This is a genomic window from Endozoicomonas sp. NE40, assembly GCF_040549045.1.
Taxonomy (GTDB): Bacteria; Pseudomonadota; Gammaproteobacteria; order Pseudomonadales; family Endozoicomonadaceae; genus Endozoicomonas_A; species Endozoicomonas_A lisbonensis.
In genome coordinates, this window is the sequence record NZ_JBEWTB010000002.1 from 3,310,001 (window position 1) to 3,328,730 (window position 18,730).

Below are 18,730 nucleotides of genomic sequence, written 5' to 3' on the forward strand. Positions count from 1 at the left end.
TTATTTTCAGTGGCAAGGTTAACCGAATAGGGTAGCCGTAGCGAAAGCGAGTCTTAATAGGGCGCCATAGTCGCTGGGAATAGACCCGAAACCGGGCGATCTATCCATGAGCAGGTTGAAGATCAGGTAACACTGATTGGAGGACCGAACCCACTGTCGTTGAAAAGCCAGGGGATGACTTGTGGATAGGAGTGAAAGGCTAATCAAGCCCGGAGATAGCTGGTTCTCCTCGAAAGCTATTTAGGTAGCGCCTCTTGTCTCACCATCGGGGGTAGAGCACTGTTTGGGCTAGGGGGTCATCCCGACTTACCAACCCCATGCAAACTCCGAATACCGATGAGTGCAATCAAGGGAGACACACGGCGGGTGCTAACGTCCGTCGTGGAAAGGGAAACAACCCAGACCGTCAGCTAAGGTCCCAAAGTAATAGTTAAGTGGGAAACGATGTGAGAAGGCCCAGACAGCCAGGAGGTTGGCTTAGAAGCAGCCACCCTTTAAAGAAAGCGTAATAGCTCACTGGTCGAGTCGGCTCGCGCGGAAGATTTAACGGGGCTCAAACTATTCACCGAAGCTACGGGTTCAATACTTTGTATTGAGCGGTAGAGGAGCGTTGTGTAAGCGGTTGAAGGTGTGCCGGGAGGCATGCTGGACGTATCACAAGTGCGAATGCTGACATGAGTAACGATAAGGGGAGTGAGATCCTCCCCCGCCGGAAGACCAAGGGTTCCTGCGCAACGCTAATCGGCGCAGGGTGAGTCGGCCCCTAAGGTGAGGTCGAAAGACGTAATCGATGGGAAACAGGTTAATATTCCTGTACCCCTTTTGACTGCGACGGAGTGACGGAGAAGGCTAGGCCAGCACGGTGATGGTTATCCGTGTTTAAGGTCGTAGGCTGTGGGTTCAGGCAAATCCGGACCCACAAAGCCGAGAACTGATGACGAACCGGCTACGGCCGGGAAGTGGTTGATGCCATGCTTCCAGGAAAAACTTCTAAGCTTCAGGTCAAAAGGGACCGTACCCCAAACCGACACAGGTGGTCAGGTAGAGAATACCAAGGCGCTTGAGAGAACTTGGGTGAAGGAACTAGGCAAAATGGCACCGTAACTTCGGGAGAAGGTGCGCCGGCTGGTGTGAAGGGCTTGCCCCGTAAGCACCGGCTGGTCGAAGATACCAGGTGGCTGCGACTGTTTATTAAAAACACAGCACTGTGCTAACACGTAAGTGGACGTATACGGTGTGACGCCTGCCCGGTGCCGGAAGGTTAATTGATGGGGTTAGCTTAGGCGAAGCTCTTGATCGAAGCCCCGGTAAACGGCGGCCGTAACTATAACGGTCCTAAGGTAGCGAAATTCCTTGTCGGGTAAGTTCCGACCTGCACGAATGGCGTAACGATGGCCACGCTGTCTCCACCCAAGACTCAGTGAAATTGAAATCGCTGTTAAGATGCAGTGTATCCGCGGCTAGACGGAAAGACCCCGTGAACCTTTACTACAGCTTCACAGTGGATCTTGATGTTGCTTGTGTAGGATAGGTGGGAGGCTTTGAAGTGTGGACGCCAGTCTGCATGGAGCCAACCTTGAAATACCACCCTGGCAATATTGAGGTTCTAACCCAGGTCCCTTACCGGGATCGGGGACATTGTGTGGTGGGTAGTTTGACTGGGGCGGTCTCCTCCCAAAGAGTAACGGAGGAGCACGAAGGTTGGCTAAGCACGGTCGGACATCGTGCGGTTAGTGTAAAGGCACAAGCCAGCTTGACTGCGAGACGTACATGTCGAGCAGGTACGAAAGTAGGTCTTAGTGATCCGGTGGTTCTGAATGGAAGGGCCATCGCTCAACGGATAAAAGGTACTCCGGGGATAACAGGCTGATACCGCCCAAGAGTTCACATCGACGGCGGTGTTTGGCACCTCGATGTCGGCTCATCACATCCTGGGGCTGAAGCCGGTCCCAAGGGTATGGCTGTTCGCCATTTAAAGTGGTACGCGAGCTGGGTTTAGAACGTCGTGAGACAGTTCGGTCCCTATCTGCCGTGGACGTTGGAAGTTTGAGGAGAGCTGCTCCTAGTACGAGAGGACCGGAGTGGACGAACCACTGGTGTTCGGGTTGTGTCGCCAGACGCATTGCCCGGTAGCTAAGTTCGGACGGGATAACCGCTGAAAGCATCTAAGCGGGAAGCCCCCTTCAAGATGAGACTTCCCTTGGCCCTAGAGGCCACATAAGAGACGTTGAAGACTACGACGTTGATAGGCGGGGTGTGTAAGCGTTGTGAGGCGTTGAGCTAACCCGTACTAATGACTCGAGAGGCTTGACCATATAACGCCAAAGCGATCTGGTTAACTAACCAGAGCCATACGCTAGAGAGTGTAAAGCAAGAAAGCTTAAAGAATTTGGATTCCGGATGGACGTTGAAAGACGGACATCAACCAGTTTTGCCTGGTGACCATAGAGTGTTGGAACCACCCGATCCCATCCCGAACTCGGAAGTGAAACGATACATCGCCGATGGTAGTGTGGGGATTCCCCATGTGAGAGTAGGTCATCGCCAGGCACATATTTAGAAAAGCCCGATAGAGCAATCTGTCGGGCTTTTTGCTGTATGCGGAAAATAAAAATTGAACACAGTCGTATACAACAATAAAAACGGAGAAAAGCTACACTAACATTCAATTCACGGTTTGTGTTGTTTTCCATTAGCTTTGGGAGATAGAAAATGGCTGCGTCCAAAGTTCTGATAATCACTGGTGGTTCCAGTGGGATAGGGGCAGAAACCGCCCGTCATATTGTCGAGGCTGGCTGGCAAGTTGTTATCGCTGGGCGTCGGATGGAAGCATTGAAGGCATTAAGCGGCGAGCTGGGTGGGAGCGAAAAAGCTTACCCTGTCGTCTGTGATGTAACTTCTTGGGAAGACCAGCAGAAGCTGGTCAGCGAGTCTTTAGAGCACTTTGGCAGAATAGATGCTGTTTTTGCCAACGCTGGTATTGGAGGCACTCCCGGAGGTTTCAGTGGTGCCGACCCTTTGCAATGGCGGGATCTGCTTCTGACTAACGTGTATGGTGTCGGATTGACCCTGAGAGCCAGTCTGGAAGAAATCAAAAAAAGAAAAGGCCATGTGGTCATCATGAGCTCCGCTGCTGGACGTCTGCATTTGTCAGGCTCCATGTACGGGGCGAGCAAGTGGGCTGTCACTGCCATTGGTTACAACCTGCGGGAAGAGCTGAAGGACACTGGCGTAAGAACCACCATTATTGAGCCGGGCGTTGTTGATACGCCGTTTTTTGATGAAGCTAAACCACACGGTTTGAGGGCTGAAGATATTGCCCGCACTGTCGTGTTCGCACTGTCTCAGCCTGACGGTATGAACCTGCATGAAATGACGATTTACCCGACCAGCAGCGCTTTCTGAGAGTCGGGAGTCGTAAGACTCCCGTCGTCAGGAATAAGAAAAACCATTAACCAAGAAATGCTTTGTAAGCCTTGTTACTGGTTTCTTCGCAATAGTGGTAGCCAATTTCATCGAGAAAACCATTAAGATGAACCCGATCCTCTGCTGGAACATTAAGACCAACGGCAACACGCCCATAGGCTGCACCGTGATTTCGATAATGGAACATGCTGATGTTCCAGCGTTTACCCAGTTTGTTCAGGAAATTGAGTAAAGCACCTGGCCGTTCGGGGAATTCAAAGCAATAAACCACTTCATTGTCTACGGCACTGCTGTGTCCACCCACCATGTGGCGAACGTGCAGTTTTGCCATTTCGTTGTCGGTGAGGTTTTCTACCGGATAACCTTTGTCGCGTAACTCGTTGATCAGGTTGTCGATGGGCATCTGGTCCGGATGCACCTGAACACCGACAAAAATGCTGGCGTTTACAGGGTCGTGGTAGCGGTAGTTGAATTCAGTGACGTTACGTTTGCCCAGTGTTTCGCAGAAGGTTTTAAAACTACCGGGGCGTTCAGGAATGGTGACTGAGATAATCGCCTCACGCTTTTCACCCAGTTCCGCCCGTTCAGAAACATAGCGAAGACGGTCAAAGTTAACATTGGCACCCGAGTCTATTGCCATCAATGTTTGCTGTTGAACTCTTTCCCGCTCAACAAATTTCTTCAGACCCGCAACCGCCGTTGCCCCGGCGGTTTCACAGATAGACCGGGTGTCATCGAAGATGTCTTTTATGGCTGCACAGATTTCATCTGCACTAACGGTAATGACTTCATCAATATACTCCCTGCAAAGCTTGAAGGTTTCCTCACCAATTTGTGCCACGGCAATGCCATCTGCAAAGATGCCTACGTGGGGGAGAACTACACGTTCGCCAGCGTCTAATGCCGCTTTCAGACAGGCGGACTCTTCGTATTCAACACCAATCACCTTAATGTCCGGGCGGAGATACTTGATGTAGGTAGCGATACCGGCAGCCAGTCCGCCTCCGCCGACAGGAACAAAAACAGCATCCAGCGGTCCGGTATGCTGGCGGAGTATTTCCATACCGATCGTTCCCTGTCCGGCAATGGTATCAGGGTCATCGTAAGGGTGGATAAAGGTGTAGCCATGCTGCTCAACCAGTTCCAGGGCATGTTTCAGTGCCTGGTCAAAGGCGTCTCCATGCAGAATAACGCTGGCGCCTCTGGCTTTACACGACCGAACCTTTATTTCCGGTGTGGTGGTGGGCATAACAATAATGGCTTCAATGCCCAGTTTTTTTGCTGCAAGCGCTACGCCCTGGGCATGATTGCCTGCTGAAGCGGCAATCACACCACGGCTTTTCTGCTCCTCATTGAGCTGGGCAATTTTGTTATAGGCACCACGAATTTTGAAAGAAAATACGGGCTGAAGGTCTTCCCGTTTGAGAAGAATGTTATTGCCCAGACGTTCGCTCAGGAAGGGAGCTGGATCGACAGGTGTTTCTACCGCGACATCATAGACCCTGGCTTCCAGAATCTTTCTTATATAGTGGTGAGGCATTTTGTTCTGCTATTTATACTGACTTTTTTTGGATTTTCATTAGTTTTGGGCATTCTAAAGGAAATCGGTCAGAGTTGAGTAGTATAATTCTTGTTTTCCCCGTGTCTCATGCTGTTAAGGTAACGTAATGACTCAGGACGAACTGAAAAAAGCAACGGCTGAAGCCGCTCTGGAACGTATTCTTCCACATCTGGAAGATGACATGATCATCGGTATCGGTACAGGTTCCACCGCTAACTTCTTTATTGATGCCCTGGCTGAGCATAAGGCGAAGTTTGATGGTTGCGTGGCCAGCTCTGAAGCGTCTGCAGACCGCCTGAAAGGTCACGGAATCCCCGTTTACGATCTGAACAGTGTTTCCAGCCTGCGCTTTTACATCGACGGTGCTGATGAAACCAATGAACACCTGCACCTGATCAAAGGTGGTGGCGCTGCCCTGACCCGTGAAAAAATTGTGGCAGCTGTAGCGGATGAATTTATTTGTATTGCTGATGGCAGCAAGAAAGTGGCTGTGTTGGGTCAGTTCCCACTGCCCGTTGAAGTGATTCCAATGGCCCGCAGTTATGTTGCCCGTGAACTGGTTAAGCTGGGTGGTGATCCGGTTTATCGCGAAGGTGTAGTGACTGACAATGGTAATGTCATTCTGGATGTCTGGAATATGCAAATTACCGATGCGGTTGCTACTGAAGAGAAAATCAACCAGATCGTAGGTGTGGTCACTAACGGCTTATTTGCTGCCCGACCAGCCAATGTGCTGTTGCTGGGTACTGAAGACGGCGTGAAAACCATCACTGCCTGATCATTACTGTCTGATTATTAAAAACGGCCGGTTGAACCGGCCGTTTTTAATAAACCTGGTTTCATCATTCTGATATCAGTAAAGACTGGCAAAGAAAAAATGTAAGGCTGTGATAATGCTGCCAAATGATATGGTCAGCAGGACAAGTTCGCTGAACTTCAGCTTGTAGTCATAATTATTTTCATCCCTCTCCATTTCCATAGTACAGCTCCCTCTATGACAGGCTTTTTCTGGTGTTACTATTCTTTCCCAGAGCCAGTTGATTCAGTTTTTTCCTTTTATATCCTCAAGTTTAAAGCGGTTACTAATATTGATCCTTGCTACATTGGTCGGAAATTCGACTTATGTCTTATAAAAAGCATGAGCAAGAGAAATTGCCCATCCACTCAGGGAATAGAAAAAAATCATGGAAAAAGCAGCACATAGTTGCTGATCTGGTTGTAAAAAATTATTAATATAGCGAGTGGTAAGCACCAGGGATTTTAAAATAACAAGTCGAAACCATCCTTTAGGAAAGGGCGTCAACACAATGAAGAATAATAAAAAAACATTATTGAGCCTTACGGCATCCATGCTTCTGGCTGGAGGCATGGGTATGGCTCAGGCTGCCGATACCATCAAAATTGCTCTGGCGGGTCCTGTAACAGGCCCTGTTGCACAGTATGGGGATATGCAGTTTACCGGTGCCAAAATGGCGATCGAGCAGATCAATAAAGCAGGCGGAGTCAATGGCAAGCAACTGGAAGCCATGGTTTTCGACGACGCCTGTGATCCTAAGCAGGCCGTAGCTGTGGCGAACAGAATTGCTAACCAAAGGGTTCGGTTTGTTGTTGGTCACCTCTGTTCCTCCTCTACTCAGCCTGCTTCCGATGTTTACGAAGATGAAGGCATTCTGATGATTACTGCGGCTTCAACCAGCCCGGAAATTACCAGCCGTGGTTATAAGATGATTTTCCGAACTATTGGCCTGGACAGTTTGCAGGGGCCAACCGCAGGCAAATATATCGTTGAAAAAATCAAGCCAAAGAAAATGGCAGTGGTTCATGACAAACAGCAATACGGCGAAGGCATTGCCAGAGCGGTCAAGGATGTTGTGGAAAAGGCAGGTATTAATGTGGCGGTATTTGAAGGTGTCACTTCCGGTGACAAAGACTTCTCTGCGCTCATTGCCAAACTGAAAAGAGAAAATGTCGAGTTTGTTTATTATGGCGGCTACCACCCAGAACTGGGTTTGATCTTACGACAAAGCGCCGAGAAGGGTTTAAAGGTACCGTTTATGGGGCCTGAAGGCGTGGGTAATAAAGATATATCTGCTATTGCCGGTGAAGCTTCAGAAGGCTTACTGGTCACCCTGCCAAAGAGTTTCGACCAGGACCCGGCCAATGCGAAACTGGTTGAAGCCATCAAGGCAAAAGGCGATGACGCATCGGGTCCCTTTGTTTTCCCGGCTTACTCTGCGGTACAGGTGATGGCAGACAGCATGAAGATGGTTAAGAATGAAGACCCTGAAGAGGTAGCGGAAGTGCTGCGCAGGAATGTTTTTGCGACACCAACCGGACAGCTGACCTTCGATGGCAAGGGCGATCTCAAGGACTTCAGCTTTGTCGTGTATAAGTGGCATGCCGATGGCACCAAAACGGCGCTGGATTGATTGTCTTATACAAACTTAAGACATTTGTTGTCTAATAAAAATAAGAAGTACAGGGCCTGACTGAACGACGCTCGTCGTTGTCAGGCTCTGGGGATTCTACTATGACAGACTCTCTTTACTATTTTATTCAGCAACTCCTCAATGGATTGACGGTTGGCAGCACCTACGCCCTGATCGCCATAGGCTACACGATGGTCTATGGCATTATTGGCATGATCAATTTTGCGCATGGCGAAATCTACATGATTGGCAGTTACATTGCCTTCATTGTATTAGCGGCACTGGCCATGATGGGAATTGACAGTGTCGTTTTAATGCTGGCTGGCGCTTTTATTATCAGCATTATCATCACCAGTACTTACGGCTTTGCTGTTGAACGGGTGGCTTATCGTCCTTTGAGAAACAGCAACCGCCTGATAGCCCTGATCTCCGCCATAGGCATGTCTATTTTTCTGCAAAATTATGTTCGTCTGGCGCAGGGCTCAAGGGATATTGCCATGCCTGGCCTGATCAATGGAGGCTGGGTTTTTGGACCTGAGGATGGCTTTAATGCCACCCTGTCGTATATGCAGGTGATTATTTTTATGGTCACCTTTATTTCGATGACGGCTCTCACGCTGTTTATTTCCCGTTCGCGTATGGGCAGAGCCTGTCGTGCCTGTGCTGAAGACCTGGGTATGACCGGATTGCTGGGAATTAATACCAACCAGATTATTTCACTGACTTTTGTTATTGGAGCGGCACTGGCTGCTGTGGCAGGGGTTTTGTTGGGACTGTATTACGGTGTTGTGAATCCCTACATTGGCTTTATGGCCGGGTTGAAAGCGTTTACCGCTGCGGTGCTGGGGGGAATTGGCAGTATTCCCGGGGCTGTACTGGGTGGGTTGATTCTTGGGGTGACGGAGGCGATGACGGCAGGTTATTTCAGTACTGAATACAAAGACGCTGTTGCTTTCAGTCTGCTGGTCCTGATTCTGTTGTTCAGGCCCACAGGTATCCTTGGACGTCCGGAGGTTGAAAAAGTATGAAAGCACTTCGATGGACTCCGGCCATTCTGTCATCAGTGGTTCTGGTGATTCTTGCCAGCCTTATGCTGGGTGTACGACTTCAGTCTGATGGTATGATTCTGCGGATTAAGGGGGTTGAATCATCCATCTATACGTCAATCGCCATAGCTACTGCTGTTGTTTTTATCTTTCAGCTGTTCAGGGACTGGCTGGATCATGGCCTTAAATCAGTAAAGCAGCGTTTGCCTGCTGTGCCGGTTCTGACGACCAAACCCGCTTATTTTGACTCTTATTACAAGAACGCCCGCAGGCTGGTGCTTTGTTTTGCCGTTGCCGCTTTATTTGTCTGGCCGTTTTATGCCTCAAGAGGCGCTGTTGACCTGGCTACCCTGACGTTAATTTATGTCATGCTGGGACTTGGGTTAAATGTCGTTGTTGGTCTGGCGGGTTTGCTGGATCTGGGGTATGTCGGATTTTATGCGGTTGGGGCTTATGGTTACGCACTGCTGAATCAGTACTTTGGCGTGGACTTCTGGACCGGGCTATTAGCCGGTGGGCTTCTGGCGGCCTTCTTTGGTTTTATTCTTGGCTTCCCGGTTTTACGTCTGAGAGGGGATTATCTTGCCATCGTGACGCTGGGGTTTGGAGAGATTATCCGCATCCTGCTGAATAACTGGACGGAATTGACCAATGGCCCTAATGGCATTTCCCAGATTCCCAAGCCCACACTGTTTGGTCTGGAGTTTAACCGACGTGCCAGAGAAGGCACGGCCTTCCACGAGTTTTTTGGGATTGATTACAGCGGCGTATATAAAGTTATCTTCCTTTATATTCTTGCCCTGCTGCTGGTTCTGGCGACACTGTTTGTCATTAATCGCTTACTTCGAATGCCTATTGGCAGAGCCTGGGAAGCGTTAAGGGAGGATGATATAGCCTGCCGGTCACTGGGCCTGAATCCAACGGCGATCAAACTGTCTGCTTTTACCATCGGTGCTACTTTTGCTGGTTTTGCCGGAACCTTCTTTGCTGCACGACAGGGTTTTATTAGTCCTGAGTCGTTTACCTTTATTGAGTCAGCCATCATTCTCGCCATTGTTGTGCTTGGGGGCATGGGGTCTCAGCTGGGGGTGATTCTTGCTGCGGTGATTATGACGATGTTGCCGGAACTGGCTAGGGAGTTTCAGGAATACCGTATGCTGATGTTTGGCTTGATGATGGTATGCATGATGATCTGGCGGCCTGAAGGCTTATTGCCCATGAAGCGCCCCCAGATAACGTTAAAAACCAAGAATAAAGCCTCTGAAGGTCAGGTTGTCGAAGCAGGAGCATCCTCATGAGTGAATGGTTATTGGAAGCCGATGATTTGAGTATGCGCTTTGGCGGGTTGCTGGCCGTGGATCAGGTGGCGCTGAAAGTCCGCCCGGGAGAGATTGTTTCTATTATTGGGCCAAACGGTGCTGGTAAAACAACAGTATTTAATTGCCTGACAGGCTTTTATAAGCCAACAGGCGGTGTTGTCCAGTTTAAGGGTAAGGCCATTCATCAATTGCCGGGGTTTAAAATATCCCGTCTGGGACTGGTTCGGACTTTTCAGAATGTCCGGTTGTTTAAATCGATGACTGTGCTGGAAAACCTTCTGGTGGCACAGCATCGGCACCTGAATACCAACCTGCTGTCCGGTCTGTTTAAAACACCGGCTTTTCGCCGTAGTGAGCGGAAGGCTCTGGAGCAGTCTGAATACTGGCTGGATAAGGTTGGGTTATCAGAGTTTGCCAATCGGGAAGCGGGGAACCTGGCTTATGGTCAACAGCGGCGACTGGAAATAGCCCGTTGCATGGTCACCAGACCAGAGCTTCTTATGCTGGATGAACCGGCTGCCGGCCTGAACCCTAATGAGACCGCAGAATTGAATGAGCTGATTTCAGACCTCAGAGACCATCATAATGTCTCTGTGTTGCTGATTGAACATGATATGAAACTGGTGATGGAGATTTCAGATCGTATATACGTGATTAATCAGGGGCGACCTCTGGCTTCCGGTGTTCCGGACAGGGTGCGAAGTCATCCGGAAGTGATCAAAGCTTATCTGGGGGAGTCCTGAATCATGGCAGATAATGTTATTGAAACATTGATGGGAAAGCCTTTGCTGAGTGTGGAAAAGGTTTCCGCTTTTTATGGCAAGGTTCAGGCACTGGATGGTATCAGTGTCGATATCTGGCCGGGGGAGATAGTGACTCTGATCGGTGCCAACGGGGCCGGTAAAACGTCATTATTACTGACCATCTGCGGTGAACCCAGGGCCAGCTCAGGCAGTATTATTTATGATGGTCAGGACATCGCACACAAACCAACATCAGACATTATGCGCTCGGGGCTGGCGATTGTACCTGAAGGGCGTCGGATTTTTTCCCGCCTCACGGTTGAGGAAAACCTGACCATGGGCGGCTTCTTTGTAGAAGGGAAAACGTTTCAGAAAAACTTTGAACACGTATTAGAGCTGTTTCCCCGACTCAAGGAGCGTTTAAAGCAACGTGGCGGCACCATGTCCGGTGGCGAGCAGCAAATGCTGGCCATTGCCAGGGCGCTGATGAGTTCTCCCCGGTTGATGCTTTTGGATGAGCCTTCGCTTGGGCTGGCCCCCATTATTATTCAGCAGATTTTTGAAATCATCGACAAGCTGCGCAGCGAAGGCGTGACGATTTTTCTGGTTGAACAGAATGCCAATCAGGCTCTGAAACTTGCAGACCGGGGCTATGTTCTGGAAAACGGACGCATTGTTCTACAGGATCAGGGCAGTGTCCTGTTGACCAACGAAGCAGTTCAGGAAGCGTATCTTGGTGCCTGAATTGCCAAATTAGTGACGTTGCGCTGTTTTGTATTCACCCTTTAAAGGTCGATACCTACCACTGATCAGACGGGTATCGACCCGTCCTTCCTCCTTTCTTTCTGCAATTATCCTGACAGACCGAAGATACGGGTAATGGACACTGTTGTCTGCCTGGAGATAGTTTGTGCTGCTTTCCTATAATTTTTACTGATTAAGCAGTACGAGGTGAGCAGTATGAAACCTTCGAATGATCAATTGAGCCGTCAGGAAATAGTCCTGCTGTCTCTTTCTCTTTTGGCACTGGGTTTGTCTTTACTTTATTTCGCTAAAAGTCTCTTTTCTGGTTTCTGAGAGGGGGGCATATCCGCTAAACCTTTCTGTGGTGGAGGCGATTGAATAAGGGTTAAACCCTGAACATCTGGCTGATCAGGATGCAATGGATTTGCCCTTTATGAAGCGAACAGACAGTCAACAATCACAGACCAAATTCAGACATGGACTCGCAGCCACTTTGTTTGGCTGGTTCATGCTGCTGTCTTTAACGCCTATCGCAATCATTGGTTTCAACGAGTACCGTGAAGGGAAAAATGCCATTGTCGATAGTCGCTATCAGGAGCTGACCACCATCAATCTCCTGTTGAGCCAGCAAATTAATGATTACTTTGATTCGGTTGTCACCAACCTGTTTATAAAGGCAGGCATAGCCCAGACGTTTCTGCAGAAGCTTGAGAGTAGTTTTATTCAGTCAGGAAGCAGCCTGAATGACTTTGTCTACTCAGAACCCTACAACTATATACTGGACGACTATTCCCGGGAGTTTCTTGATTTCCTGCGTTATTACGATTATTCCGATGTCATTCTGGCGGATGCGAATGGCAATATTCTTTACACGGTGAACGCCTATTCCGACCTTGGGAAAAACCTGTTTGAAGATGAATCACTTAAAGCAACTTCTTTTTCTCTTGCCGTCAAAAGCAGCATAGAACTGGCTGAACCCCGTTATGCTGATGTCGATTTATATCCAGCGATTCACGACCAGCCCGTCAGTTTCTTTATTCTGCCGCTCGTCAATGACCGGGAAGGCGTGGATGGTGTGCTGGCCGTTCAGATACTGGCTTATAACGTTCAAAGCATATTCGAGAACGATAACCAGTTTGGTGCGGGACTGAAATCCTACCTTGTGGGTACCGACCAGTATGTTCGCTACGGAACAGAGCTGGGTTCTGACCAGACCATGAAGGTTCAGGTCGATAACCCTCTGGTTGAAAACTGGATCAGTCGCCTGGATGAAGAGACTTTCGAGTTTGTTGAGCTTGATGAACACCTGGATCATGATCACGGTCATGATCACGATGAATTAAGTGAGAATGAGTTTGATGATCTGAGCCTGGATGTAGAGGAAACTGAGGAGCATTCAAAGGCAAAAGACATAATGGTTGCCAGTCGTGCTCATATTCTCAGTTATAAAAATGCTGGCAATCAACCTGTACTAGGCACTTTCCACCCCATAAATGTGGCGGGGACGCCACTGGTGATGATTTCAGAAGTACTGGAAACGGACGCTTTTTCTACGGTTAAAAGCTTCAGGAACCGGCTGCTGCTTATTACTGCGATCACCATTCTGCTGGTATTGATGATCGCCCTGCTGATTACCCGCAGGCTGGTAAAACCGATTCGTACCATTACCGCCTGGGTGAATCGGGTGGCGTCCGGAGACTATGTACAGGTTGATGTAATCAGTGGTCACAATGAAATCAGTGAGCTGAGTAGCAGCTTTGCTGAAATGACCGAAAAGTTACGGCGGGTAATTAATGAAAATAAAAGGAAAAGCTGGCAGCAGGATGGGCAGGCCGGGCTGAATAACAGCATTCGCGGTGAGCAGGAAATCTCTGACCTCTGTAAGCATATAGTGTCGTATCTGGCTCAATATCTGGATATGCAGACAGGCGCTATGTACGTTCTGGATGATGATAAACAGTTGCAGCTGATGGGCTCTTACGCCTGGAGTAAGCGCAAACAGACCAAAAACAGTTTCGAACTGGGTGAGGGTATGGTCGGGCAGGCCGCGCTTGAGCAGCAGACGATTGAACTCACCAATCTGCCAGATAATTACATGACCGTTGAGTCAGGTCTGGGTATGGCGGCTCCACACTCTGTTATTGTGGTGCCTCTGATGTATGAGAATGAAGTAAAGGGTGTTCTTGAGTTTGGGCTGTTGAAGCCACTGACCGAAGAGCAGAAAGCCTTCCTTGAGCAGTCCGTTGAAAACGTAGCGATTGGCATTAACTCAGCCCAATACCGAACCCGTGTTAACCAGCTGCTCGACAAAACCACCAAACAGTCAGAAGCCATGCGTGAACAGCAGGAAGAGTTGAAAGCTGTGAATGATGAGCTGGAAAATCGTGCCAAGATTCTGGAGGAATCACAGGAAGAACTGAAAGCTCAAAGTGAGGAGATGCAGAAGTCCAATGTTGAGCTGGAAGAAAAGACCGAAATGCTGCAACAGCAGAAAGCTGAAATTGAACGTAAGAACCTTGATATTGAACTGTCCAGCAAGACACTGGAAGAAAAAGCCAAAGAGCTTGAACTGGCCAGTAAATACAAGTCAGAGTTTCTGGCGAATATGTCCCATGAGCTTCGCACACCTCTGAACTCGCTGTTGCTGCTGGCGCAAATGCTGGCAGACAATGACGAGGGCAACCTGACCGAAGACCAGATTGAGTCTGCCGAGGTGATATACAACGGCGGTAAAGAGCTGCTTGACCTGATTAACGACATTCTTGACCTGTCCAAGGTTGAAGCGGGCAAGATGGCAGTTAATCTGGAAGACGTTGATGTTGAAGAACTGTGTACCAGCGCCAAAACACTCTTTAAGCCGCTGGCTGATGACCGTGGCCTCGACTTCTCCGTAGAAGTCGATCCCGGAACTACCCGGTGCATTCTTTCAGACAGCCAGCGGCTGATGCAGATTATCAAAAATTTCCTGTCTAACGGATTCAAGTTCACTGAAAAAGGCGGTGTTTATATCCGCATACACAATACCAGCCGACAGACAGAGCATGGTGAAGAGACTTTTGTGGCATTTGATGTCAGGGATACCGGTATAGGGATTCCGAAAGAGAAGCAAAAAGTCATATTTGAAGCTTTCCAGCAGGCGGATGGTTCAACCAGCCGCCAGTATGGTGGCACCGGCCTTGGTCTGGCTATTTCCCGGGAAATGGCAAACATGCTGGGCGGGTACATAGGGCTTGAAAGTACAGAAAATGAAGGCACAACCTTTACGCTCTATCTGCCAGACAATGCTGTCTGCTCTCTTACCGGTGAAAAAATTCTGGCAGAAAGTTACTCACCGGCTGTTTCTGATGGCCTGTCAGGAGCTGCAGCAGACAAACCTGCAACCTCTCCGGGAAAGGCTCGTAAAAAGGTCAGGGAAATGGCTGAGACACCGGCACCAGCTCCGAAAGCAGATGCTGCCCTATTGTCTTCAGACGGCAAAACCCTGTTGCTGATCGAAGACGATGAACACTTTTCCAACATTTTATGTCAGATAGCGAAAAACCATCAGTTTGTCTGTTTAGTGGCGCACAGTGGTCAGGAAGGCATTGAGATGGCTAAATCCAGTCGGCCAGGGGCTATTGTGCTTGATCTTGGTCTGCCCGATATGGACGGTGAAGCGGTTCTTAATATTCTCAAAAGCGAACCATTAACTCGCGATATTCCGGTTCATATTATTTCCGGGCCGGGATCGGGATGAGATTAAAAATTCTCATGCTGTGGGGTATTTAACCAAGCCTGTCACAGTAGCGGATCTGGAGTCCGTGTTTACCACCGTCGAGCAGGCTATCTCATCAGACATCAGTCATACATTGCTGCTTGATGCGGATGAAAGCAGCCGGGCGCACATGAAAGAACTGCTGGTGAAAAAAGGGCTGAATGTTGGCGAAGCCAAAACAGCTGCCGATGCCATGGTTTCACAGCTGGAACATCAATGGCAGTGCATTGTTATGGATGTTGACCTGCCAGATATGAGCGGGTTGGCGTTTCTGGAGGGACTGTACGAAAAATTGCAGGGAAAAATGCCTTCGATTGTTATTCATACCAGCAGAGTCCTGGGTAAGGAAGAACATAACCAGCTGCAAAAATTCAGCGGTTCGATGGTGATGAAAGGTGATATGGCATCGGACCGGGTGATTGATGAGGTCAGCCTGTTCATGCATTCCATTGACAATAACGATGGGACCGAAAAAGAACCTGTAAGTCTTCCGGAGAACTCTCTGGAAGGTCACAAAATATTGCTGGTGGATGATGACCTGCGTAATACCTTTGCTCTGTCAAAAGGGCTTCAGGCTATTGGGCTGGAAGTACTGATCGCTGATAACGGTGAGAATGCACTGAAGAAGCTGGAAGAAGAAGAGGGTATAGAACTGGTGTTGATGGATATCATGATGCCAGTGATGGATGGCTATGAAGCCATGACAAAGATGCGGGAACACCCGCAGTTGAAGGATATGCCGGTTATTGCACTTACGGCCAAGGCCATGTCAGACGACAAGTCTAAATGCATTGAGGCCGGAGCCAACGATTATATGACCAAGCCTGTAGACCTTGAAAAGCTGGTGGCTATGATGAAGCTGTGGTTATTCAAATGACAGAGACTTATCAGGATCTGGAGCTGCAGCTATTACTCGATGCAGTAAAAGCTCGATATGGATATGAGTTTGCCCATTATGCCCGGGCTTCAATGATGCGGCGAATTCGCAAGCATATGAGTGCGGCCAAAACAGACAGAATCAGCGACCTTATTCCCCTGTTTATCCATGATGAAGCCGCCTTTGCCCACTTTGTTAAAGATATGTCTGTCACCGTGACAGAGATGTTTCGTGACCCCGACTTTTTTCAGGCATTGCGCAAGAACATCATTCCTCTGTTAAAGACCTTTCCTTTTATAAAAATCTGGCATGCCGGTTGTGCGACAGGGCAGGAAGCGTACTCCATGGCAATCTTGCTGGACGAAGAAAATCTGCTGGATCGCTGCCAGATATACGCGACAGATTTTAATGAAAACTCCCTGAAAATTGCCCGCAGTGGCATTTATCCGGATGCTGAGTTGCCACTGTATGAAGACAATTACAGCAAGTCCGGTGGGTATACGTCATTGGAGAATTATTGCAGCCGGGGGTACGACTCGATCAAATTCAATGGCCGGCTGTCAGAGCATATTACCTTTGCCAACCATAATCTGGTATCGGATGGTGTCTTCGGTGAAATGAACCTTGTTCTGTGCCGCAATGTACTGATTTATTTCAACAATGAGTTGCAGGACCGGGTACTGAAACTGTTGATTGACAGTTTGAGGTCCCGGGGTATTTTGTGCCTTGGGCGGCGGGAAAATATTCAGTTCAGTGAATCGTCGAGCCAGCTCGAAACCGTTGACCGGCCTCAGCGAATATTCAGGAAAAAAGTCTGATGCCTGTTAAAGAAGTATCACCGGTTGAACGCATTGTAGTGATTGGCGCCTCGGCAGGAGGATTCAGCGCTCTGCAAACCATTTTTTCAGAGTTGGGAAGCGAATTTAATTTTCCCATACTGGTTTGTAAGCATCTGGGAATAGGTGATGAAAAAGGGCTGGTGGATGTTCTGGCTAACCGCACAGGCACTACGGTTATGTTGTCGCAGGATAAACTGCCTATGTACAACGGCTGCATTTATATGGCACCAGGCAATTACCACCTGCAGGTTGAGTCCCGTGACATGCTGAGCCTGAGTATTGACGAGAGGGTTTGCCACTCAAGGCCGGCCGTTGATGTTCTGTTTGAGTCAGCCGCTGATGTCTTTGGTGAAAACGTCACTGCCATTGTCCTGACCGGTGCAAACAGTGACGGGGCGGCAGGTGTAAGAGCTGTTAAAGAGGCAGGAGGCAAAGTGGTTGCTCAGTCACCTGAATCAGCAGAGGCGAAGATCATGCCTAAAGCGGCGATTGAGACGGGATGTACCGATGCCATTCTTGATCTGGAAGGCATTGCCGGTTATCTCAGGCAGCCATAAGCGAGCTTAAACAGTAACAGAGTTTACATAGACAGGAGTTGAGAGCAGAGGTGCCGCTCAAGGAAGGAGCCTATGAGTAACACAAGCAAAGTAAAAATTCTGGTGGTCGATGATCGCAAGGAAAATCTGTTGGCCATGGACAAACTTCTGAAACCCCTGGGGGCAGAAGTTCGCAAGGCGGATTCCGGAGAAGCTGCGCTGTCCGAAGTTCTGAACCACCAGTTTGCTGTCATCCTTCTGGACGTCCAGATGCCTGGAATGGATGGCTTTGAATGTGCCACCTTGCTGCACAGCAACAAGCAGACAGCGAACATTCCAATTATTTTCGTGACTGCGATCAACAAAGACCAGGCTTATGTCAACAAAGGCTACAAGGCTGGAGCCGTTGATTATCTTCCCAAACCGATTGTTCCGGAAATTCTGCTGGGTAAGGTAAAAGTCTTTTTGCAGCTGGAACAACAGCGACTGGAACTGGAAGATGTCACCAGGCAGCTGCGATGGATCAGCCGCAAAAACAAGCTGCTTCTGGATTGCGCCAGTGAAGGGATTGTGGGTCTGGATAATGACGGGAAGGTTTCATTTATTAATCCGGCAGCCTGCGCCCTGCTGGGCGGAACAGAAGAATCACTGTTGGAGAAGCATATCAGTCAATTTATGTATGCATCTAACGATGATGATCCCATGACCAGCTGGGACAGCTCCGGGATGAAAGAAAACTGTTTGCAGAACGGTGGTAATTTTCAGATGGCCTCTGACCTCTGGCGTCAGTCCGAGGGAAGCTTTCCGGCAGAGTTAAGCGCGGCAGCTCTGGTCAATGAAAAAAAACAGGTACAGGGTGCGGTTCTGGTGTTCAACGACATCACCGAGCGCAAGAAACTGGAAGATCAGCTCACCAGGATGGCGAAATACGACAACCTGACAGGGCTGGCCAACCGGGCGTTGTTCAAGGAGTTTTTGCAAATGTCCCTGGCTCGCAGTGAACGACGGAAAAAGAATACCGGGGTCATGTATCTTGACCTGGATCACTTCAAGGAAGTCAACGACACACTGGGGCATGACGCAGGAGATGCCTTGCTGGTGAGTGTCGCTAACCGGCTTCAGGAGTGCGTTCGTGATGGCGATATGGTGGCACGTCTTGGTGGCGACGAATTTGCCATTGTGCTGGATGATGTAGCAGAGCCCCAGGACGCCAAAACGATTGCAGAAAAAATTCTGGAACAGTTTGCCATACCCCATGATTTATCGGGTGAAATGCGCAAGGTAGGCACCAGTATTGGCATTGCAACATCCAGTCATTCAGGAGATGACCCTGATGCGCTGATCAAGGCGGCTGATGATGCTATGTATGTGGCAAAGAAAGCCGGCAGAAATGGCTACCGGATGGCGCATGAACTCAGGGAATAGTCTGCTCTGATATGAAAAAGCCCGCAGTTGC

General features: G+C 49.0%; 13 protein-coding genes and 2 rRNA genes (1 of these 15 only partly in view). 14 read left to right on the forward strand and 1 reads right to left on the reverse strand.

The genetic code is table 11. The features are described from left to right. The 3 genes from V5J35_RS15800 to V5J35_RS15810 form a co-directional block, all read left to right on the forward strand. Positions 1 to 2,315: ribosomal RNA gene (locus V5J35_RS15800) — 23S ribosomal RNA — on the forward strand (it extends 578 nt beyond the left edge of the window). A 119-nt stretch (positions 2,316 to 2,434) separates the two neighbouring features. Next, positions 2,435 to 2,550 (forward strand): 5S ribosomal RNA (rrf, locus tag V5J35_RS15805). Positions 2,551 to 2,712: 162 nt separating this feature from the next. Beyond that, positions 2,713 to 3,405 carry an SDR family oxidoreductase gene (locus V5J35_RS15810; RefSeq protein WP_354008067.1) on the forward strand — a complete coding sequence of 231 codons (693 nt, stop codon included), beginning with the start codon at positions 2,713 to 2,715 and terminating at the stop codon, positions 3,403 to 3,405. A gap of 46 nt (positions 3,406 to 3,451) precedes the next feature. On the opposite strand, the gene ilvA is transcribed toward V5J35_RS15810, so the two are convergent. Continuing rightward, positions 3,452 to 4,966, reverse strand: coding sequence for a threonine ammonia-lyase, biosynthetic (ilvA, locus tag V5J35_RS15815; protein WP_354008068.1), 1,515 nt, complete (start codon positions 4,964 to 4,966; stop codon positions 3,452 to 3,454). A 127-nt stretch (positions 4,967 to 5,093) separates the two neighbouring features. Between ilvA and rpiA the strand changes: the two genes are divergently transcribed. The 11 genes from rpiA to V5J35_RS15870 all read left to right on the forward strand — a co-directional run bounded on the left by rpiA (position 5,094) and on the right by V5J35_RS15870 (position 18,699). After that, the gene (gene rpiA, locus V5J35_RS15820) at positions 5,094 to 5,765 is read left to right on the forward strand and encodes a ribose-5-phosphate isomerase RpiA (RefSeq protein WP_354008069.1); all 672 of its coding nucleotides are present in this window, start codon (positions 5,094 to 5,096) and stop codon (positions 5,763 to 5,765) included. A gap of 529 nt (positions 5,766 to 6,294) precedes the next feature. After that, positions 6,295 to 7,416, forward strand: a complete 1,122-nt coding sequence (locus tag V5J35_RS15825) for a branched-chain amino acid ABC transporter substrate-binding protein (RefSeq protein ID WP_354008070.1) — start codon at positions 6,295 to 6,297, stop codon at positions 7,414 to 7,416. A gap of 101 nt (positions 7,417 to 7,517) precedes the next feature. Then, on the forward strand, positions 7,518 to 8,444 hold the full coding sequence (gene livH / locus V5J35_RS15830) for a high-affinity branched-chain amino acid ABC transporter permease LivH (RefSeq protein ID WP_354008071.1): 927 nt from the start codon (positions 7,518 to 7,520) through the stop codon (positions 8,442 to 8,444). After that, complete coding sequence (locus V5J35_RS15835; RefSeq protein ID WP_354016436.1) at positions 8,441 to 9,760, forward strand: high-affinity branched-chain amino acid ABC transporter permease LivM; 1,320 nt, start codon at positions 8,441 to 8,443, stop codon at positions 9,758 to 9,760. The genes livH and V5J35_RS15835 overlap by 4 nt, the downstream gene beginning before the upstream one ends. Beyond that, positions 9,757 to 10,524 carry a high-affinity branched-chain amino acid ABC transporter ATP-binding protein LivG gene (gene livG / locus V5J35_RS15840; protein ID WP_354008072.1) on the forward strand — a complete coding sequence of 256 codons (768 nt, stop codon included), beginning with the start codon at positions 9,757 to 9,759 and terminating at the stop codon, positions 10,522 to 10,524. The genes V5J35_RS15835 and livG overlap by 4 nt, the downstream gene beginning before the upstream one ends. Before the next feature lie 3 nt (positions 10,525 to 10,527). Continuing rightward, positions 10,528 to 11,268: an ABC transporter ATP-binding protein gene (locus tag V5J35_RS15845; RefSeq protein WP_472924774.1), complete on the forward strand. Its 741-nt coding sequence runs from the start codon at positions 10,528 to 10,530 to the stop codon at positions 11,266 to 11,268. Positions 11,269 to 11,701: 433 nt separating this feature from the next. Further along, positions 11,702 to 15,004: an ATP-binding protein gene (locus V5J35_RS15850; protein WP_354016437.1), complete on the forward strand. Its 3,303-nt coding sequence runs from the start codon at positions 11,702 to 11,704 to the stop codon at positions 15,002 to 15,004. A 19-nt stretch (positions 15,005 to 15,023) separates the two neighbouring features. After that, positions 15,024 to 15,899 carry a response regulator gene (locus V5J35_RS15855; protein ID WP_354016438.1) on the forward strand — a complete coding sequence of 292 codons (876 nt, stop codon included), beginning with the start codon at positions 15,024 to 15,026 and terminating at the stop codon, positions 15,897 to 15,899. Continuing rightward, positions 15,896 to 16,717: a CheR family methyltransferase gene (locus V5J35_RS15860; protein ID WP_354008074.1), complete on the forward strand. Its 822-nt coding sequence runs from the start codon at positions 15,896 to 15,898 to the stop codon at positions 16,715 to 16,717. The genes V5J35_RS15855 and V5J35_RS15860 overlap by 4 nt, the downstream gene beginning before the upstream one ends. After that, positions 16,717 to 17,295 carry a chemotaxis protein CheB gene (locus tag V5J35_RS15865; protein WP_354008075.1) on the forward strand — a complete coding sequence of 193 codons (579 nt, stop codon included), beginning with the start codon at positions 16,717 to 16,719 and terminating at the stop codon, positions 17,293 to 17,295. The genes V5J35_RS15860 and V5J35_RS15865 overlap by 1 nt, the downstream gene beginning before the upstream one ends. 72 nt (positions 17,296 to 17,367) lie before the next feature. After that, complete coding sequence (locus V5J35_RS15870) at positions 17,368 to 18,699, forward strand: diguanylate cyclase domain-containing protein (RefSeq protein WP_354008076.1); 1,332 nt, start codon at positions 17,368 to 17,370, stop codon at positions 18,697 to 18,699. The last annotated feature ends 31 nt before the right edge of the window (positions 18,700 to 18,730 follow it).

Coding starts and splice junctions, on each gene's coding strand:
- V5J35_RS15835 (WP_354016436.1), top strand. CDS start 8,441: ATGAAAGCACTTCGATGGACTCCGGCCATTCTGTCATCAGTGGTTCTG.
- livG (WP_354008072.1), top strand. CDS start 9,757: ATGAGTGAATGGTTATTGGAAGCCGATGATTTGAGTATGCGCTTTGGC.
- rpiA (WP_354008069.1), top strand. CDS start 5,094: ATGACTCAGGACGAACTGAAAAAAGCAACGGCTGAAGCCGCTCTGGAA.
- livH (WP_354008071.1), top strand. CDS start 7,518: ATGACAGACTCTCTTTACTATTTTATTCAGCAACTCCTCAATGGATTG.
- V5J35_RS15850 (WP_354016437.1), top strand. CDS start 11,702: ATGAAGCGAACAGACAGTCAACAATCACAGACCAAATTCAGACATGGA.
- V5J35_RS15810 (WP_354008067.1), top strand. CDS start 2,713: ATGGCTGCGTCCAAAGTTCTGATAATCACTGGTGGTTCCAGTGGGATA.
- V5J35_RS15845 (WP_472924774.1), top strand. CDS start 10,528: ATGGCAGATAATGTTATTGAAACATTGATGGGAAAGCCTTTGCTGAGT.
- V5J35_RS15825 (WP_354008070.1), top strand. CDS start 6,295: ATGAAGAATAATAAAAAAACATTATTGAGCCTTACGGCATCCATGCTT.
- V5J35_RS15870 (WP_354008076.1), top strand. CDS start 17,368: ATGAGTAACACAAGCAAAGTAAAAATTCTGGTGGTCGATGATCGCAAG.
- V5J35_RS15865 (WP_354008075.1), top strand. CDS start 16,717: ATGCCTGTTAAAGAAGTATCACCGGTTGAACGCATTGTAGTGATTGGC.
- V5J35_RS15860 (WP_354008074.1), top strand. CDS start 15,896: ATGACAGAGACTTATCAGGATCTGGAGCTGCAGCTATTACTCGATGCA.
- ilvA (WP_354008068.1), bottom strand. CDS start 4,966: ATGCCTCACCACTATATAAGAAAGATTCTGGAAGCCAGGGTCTATGAT.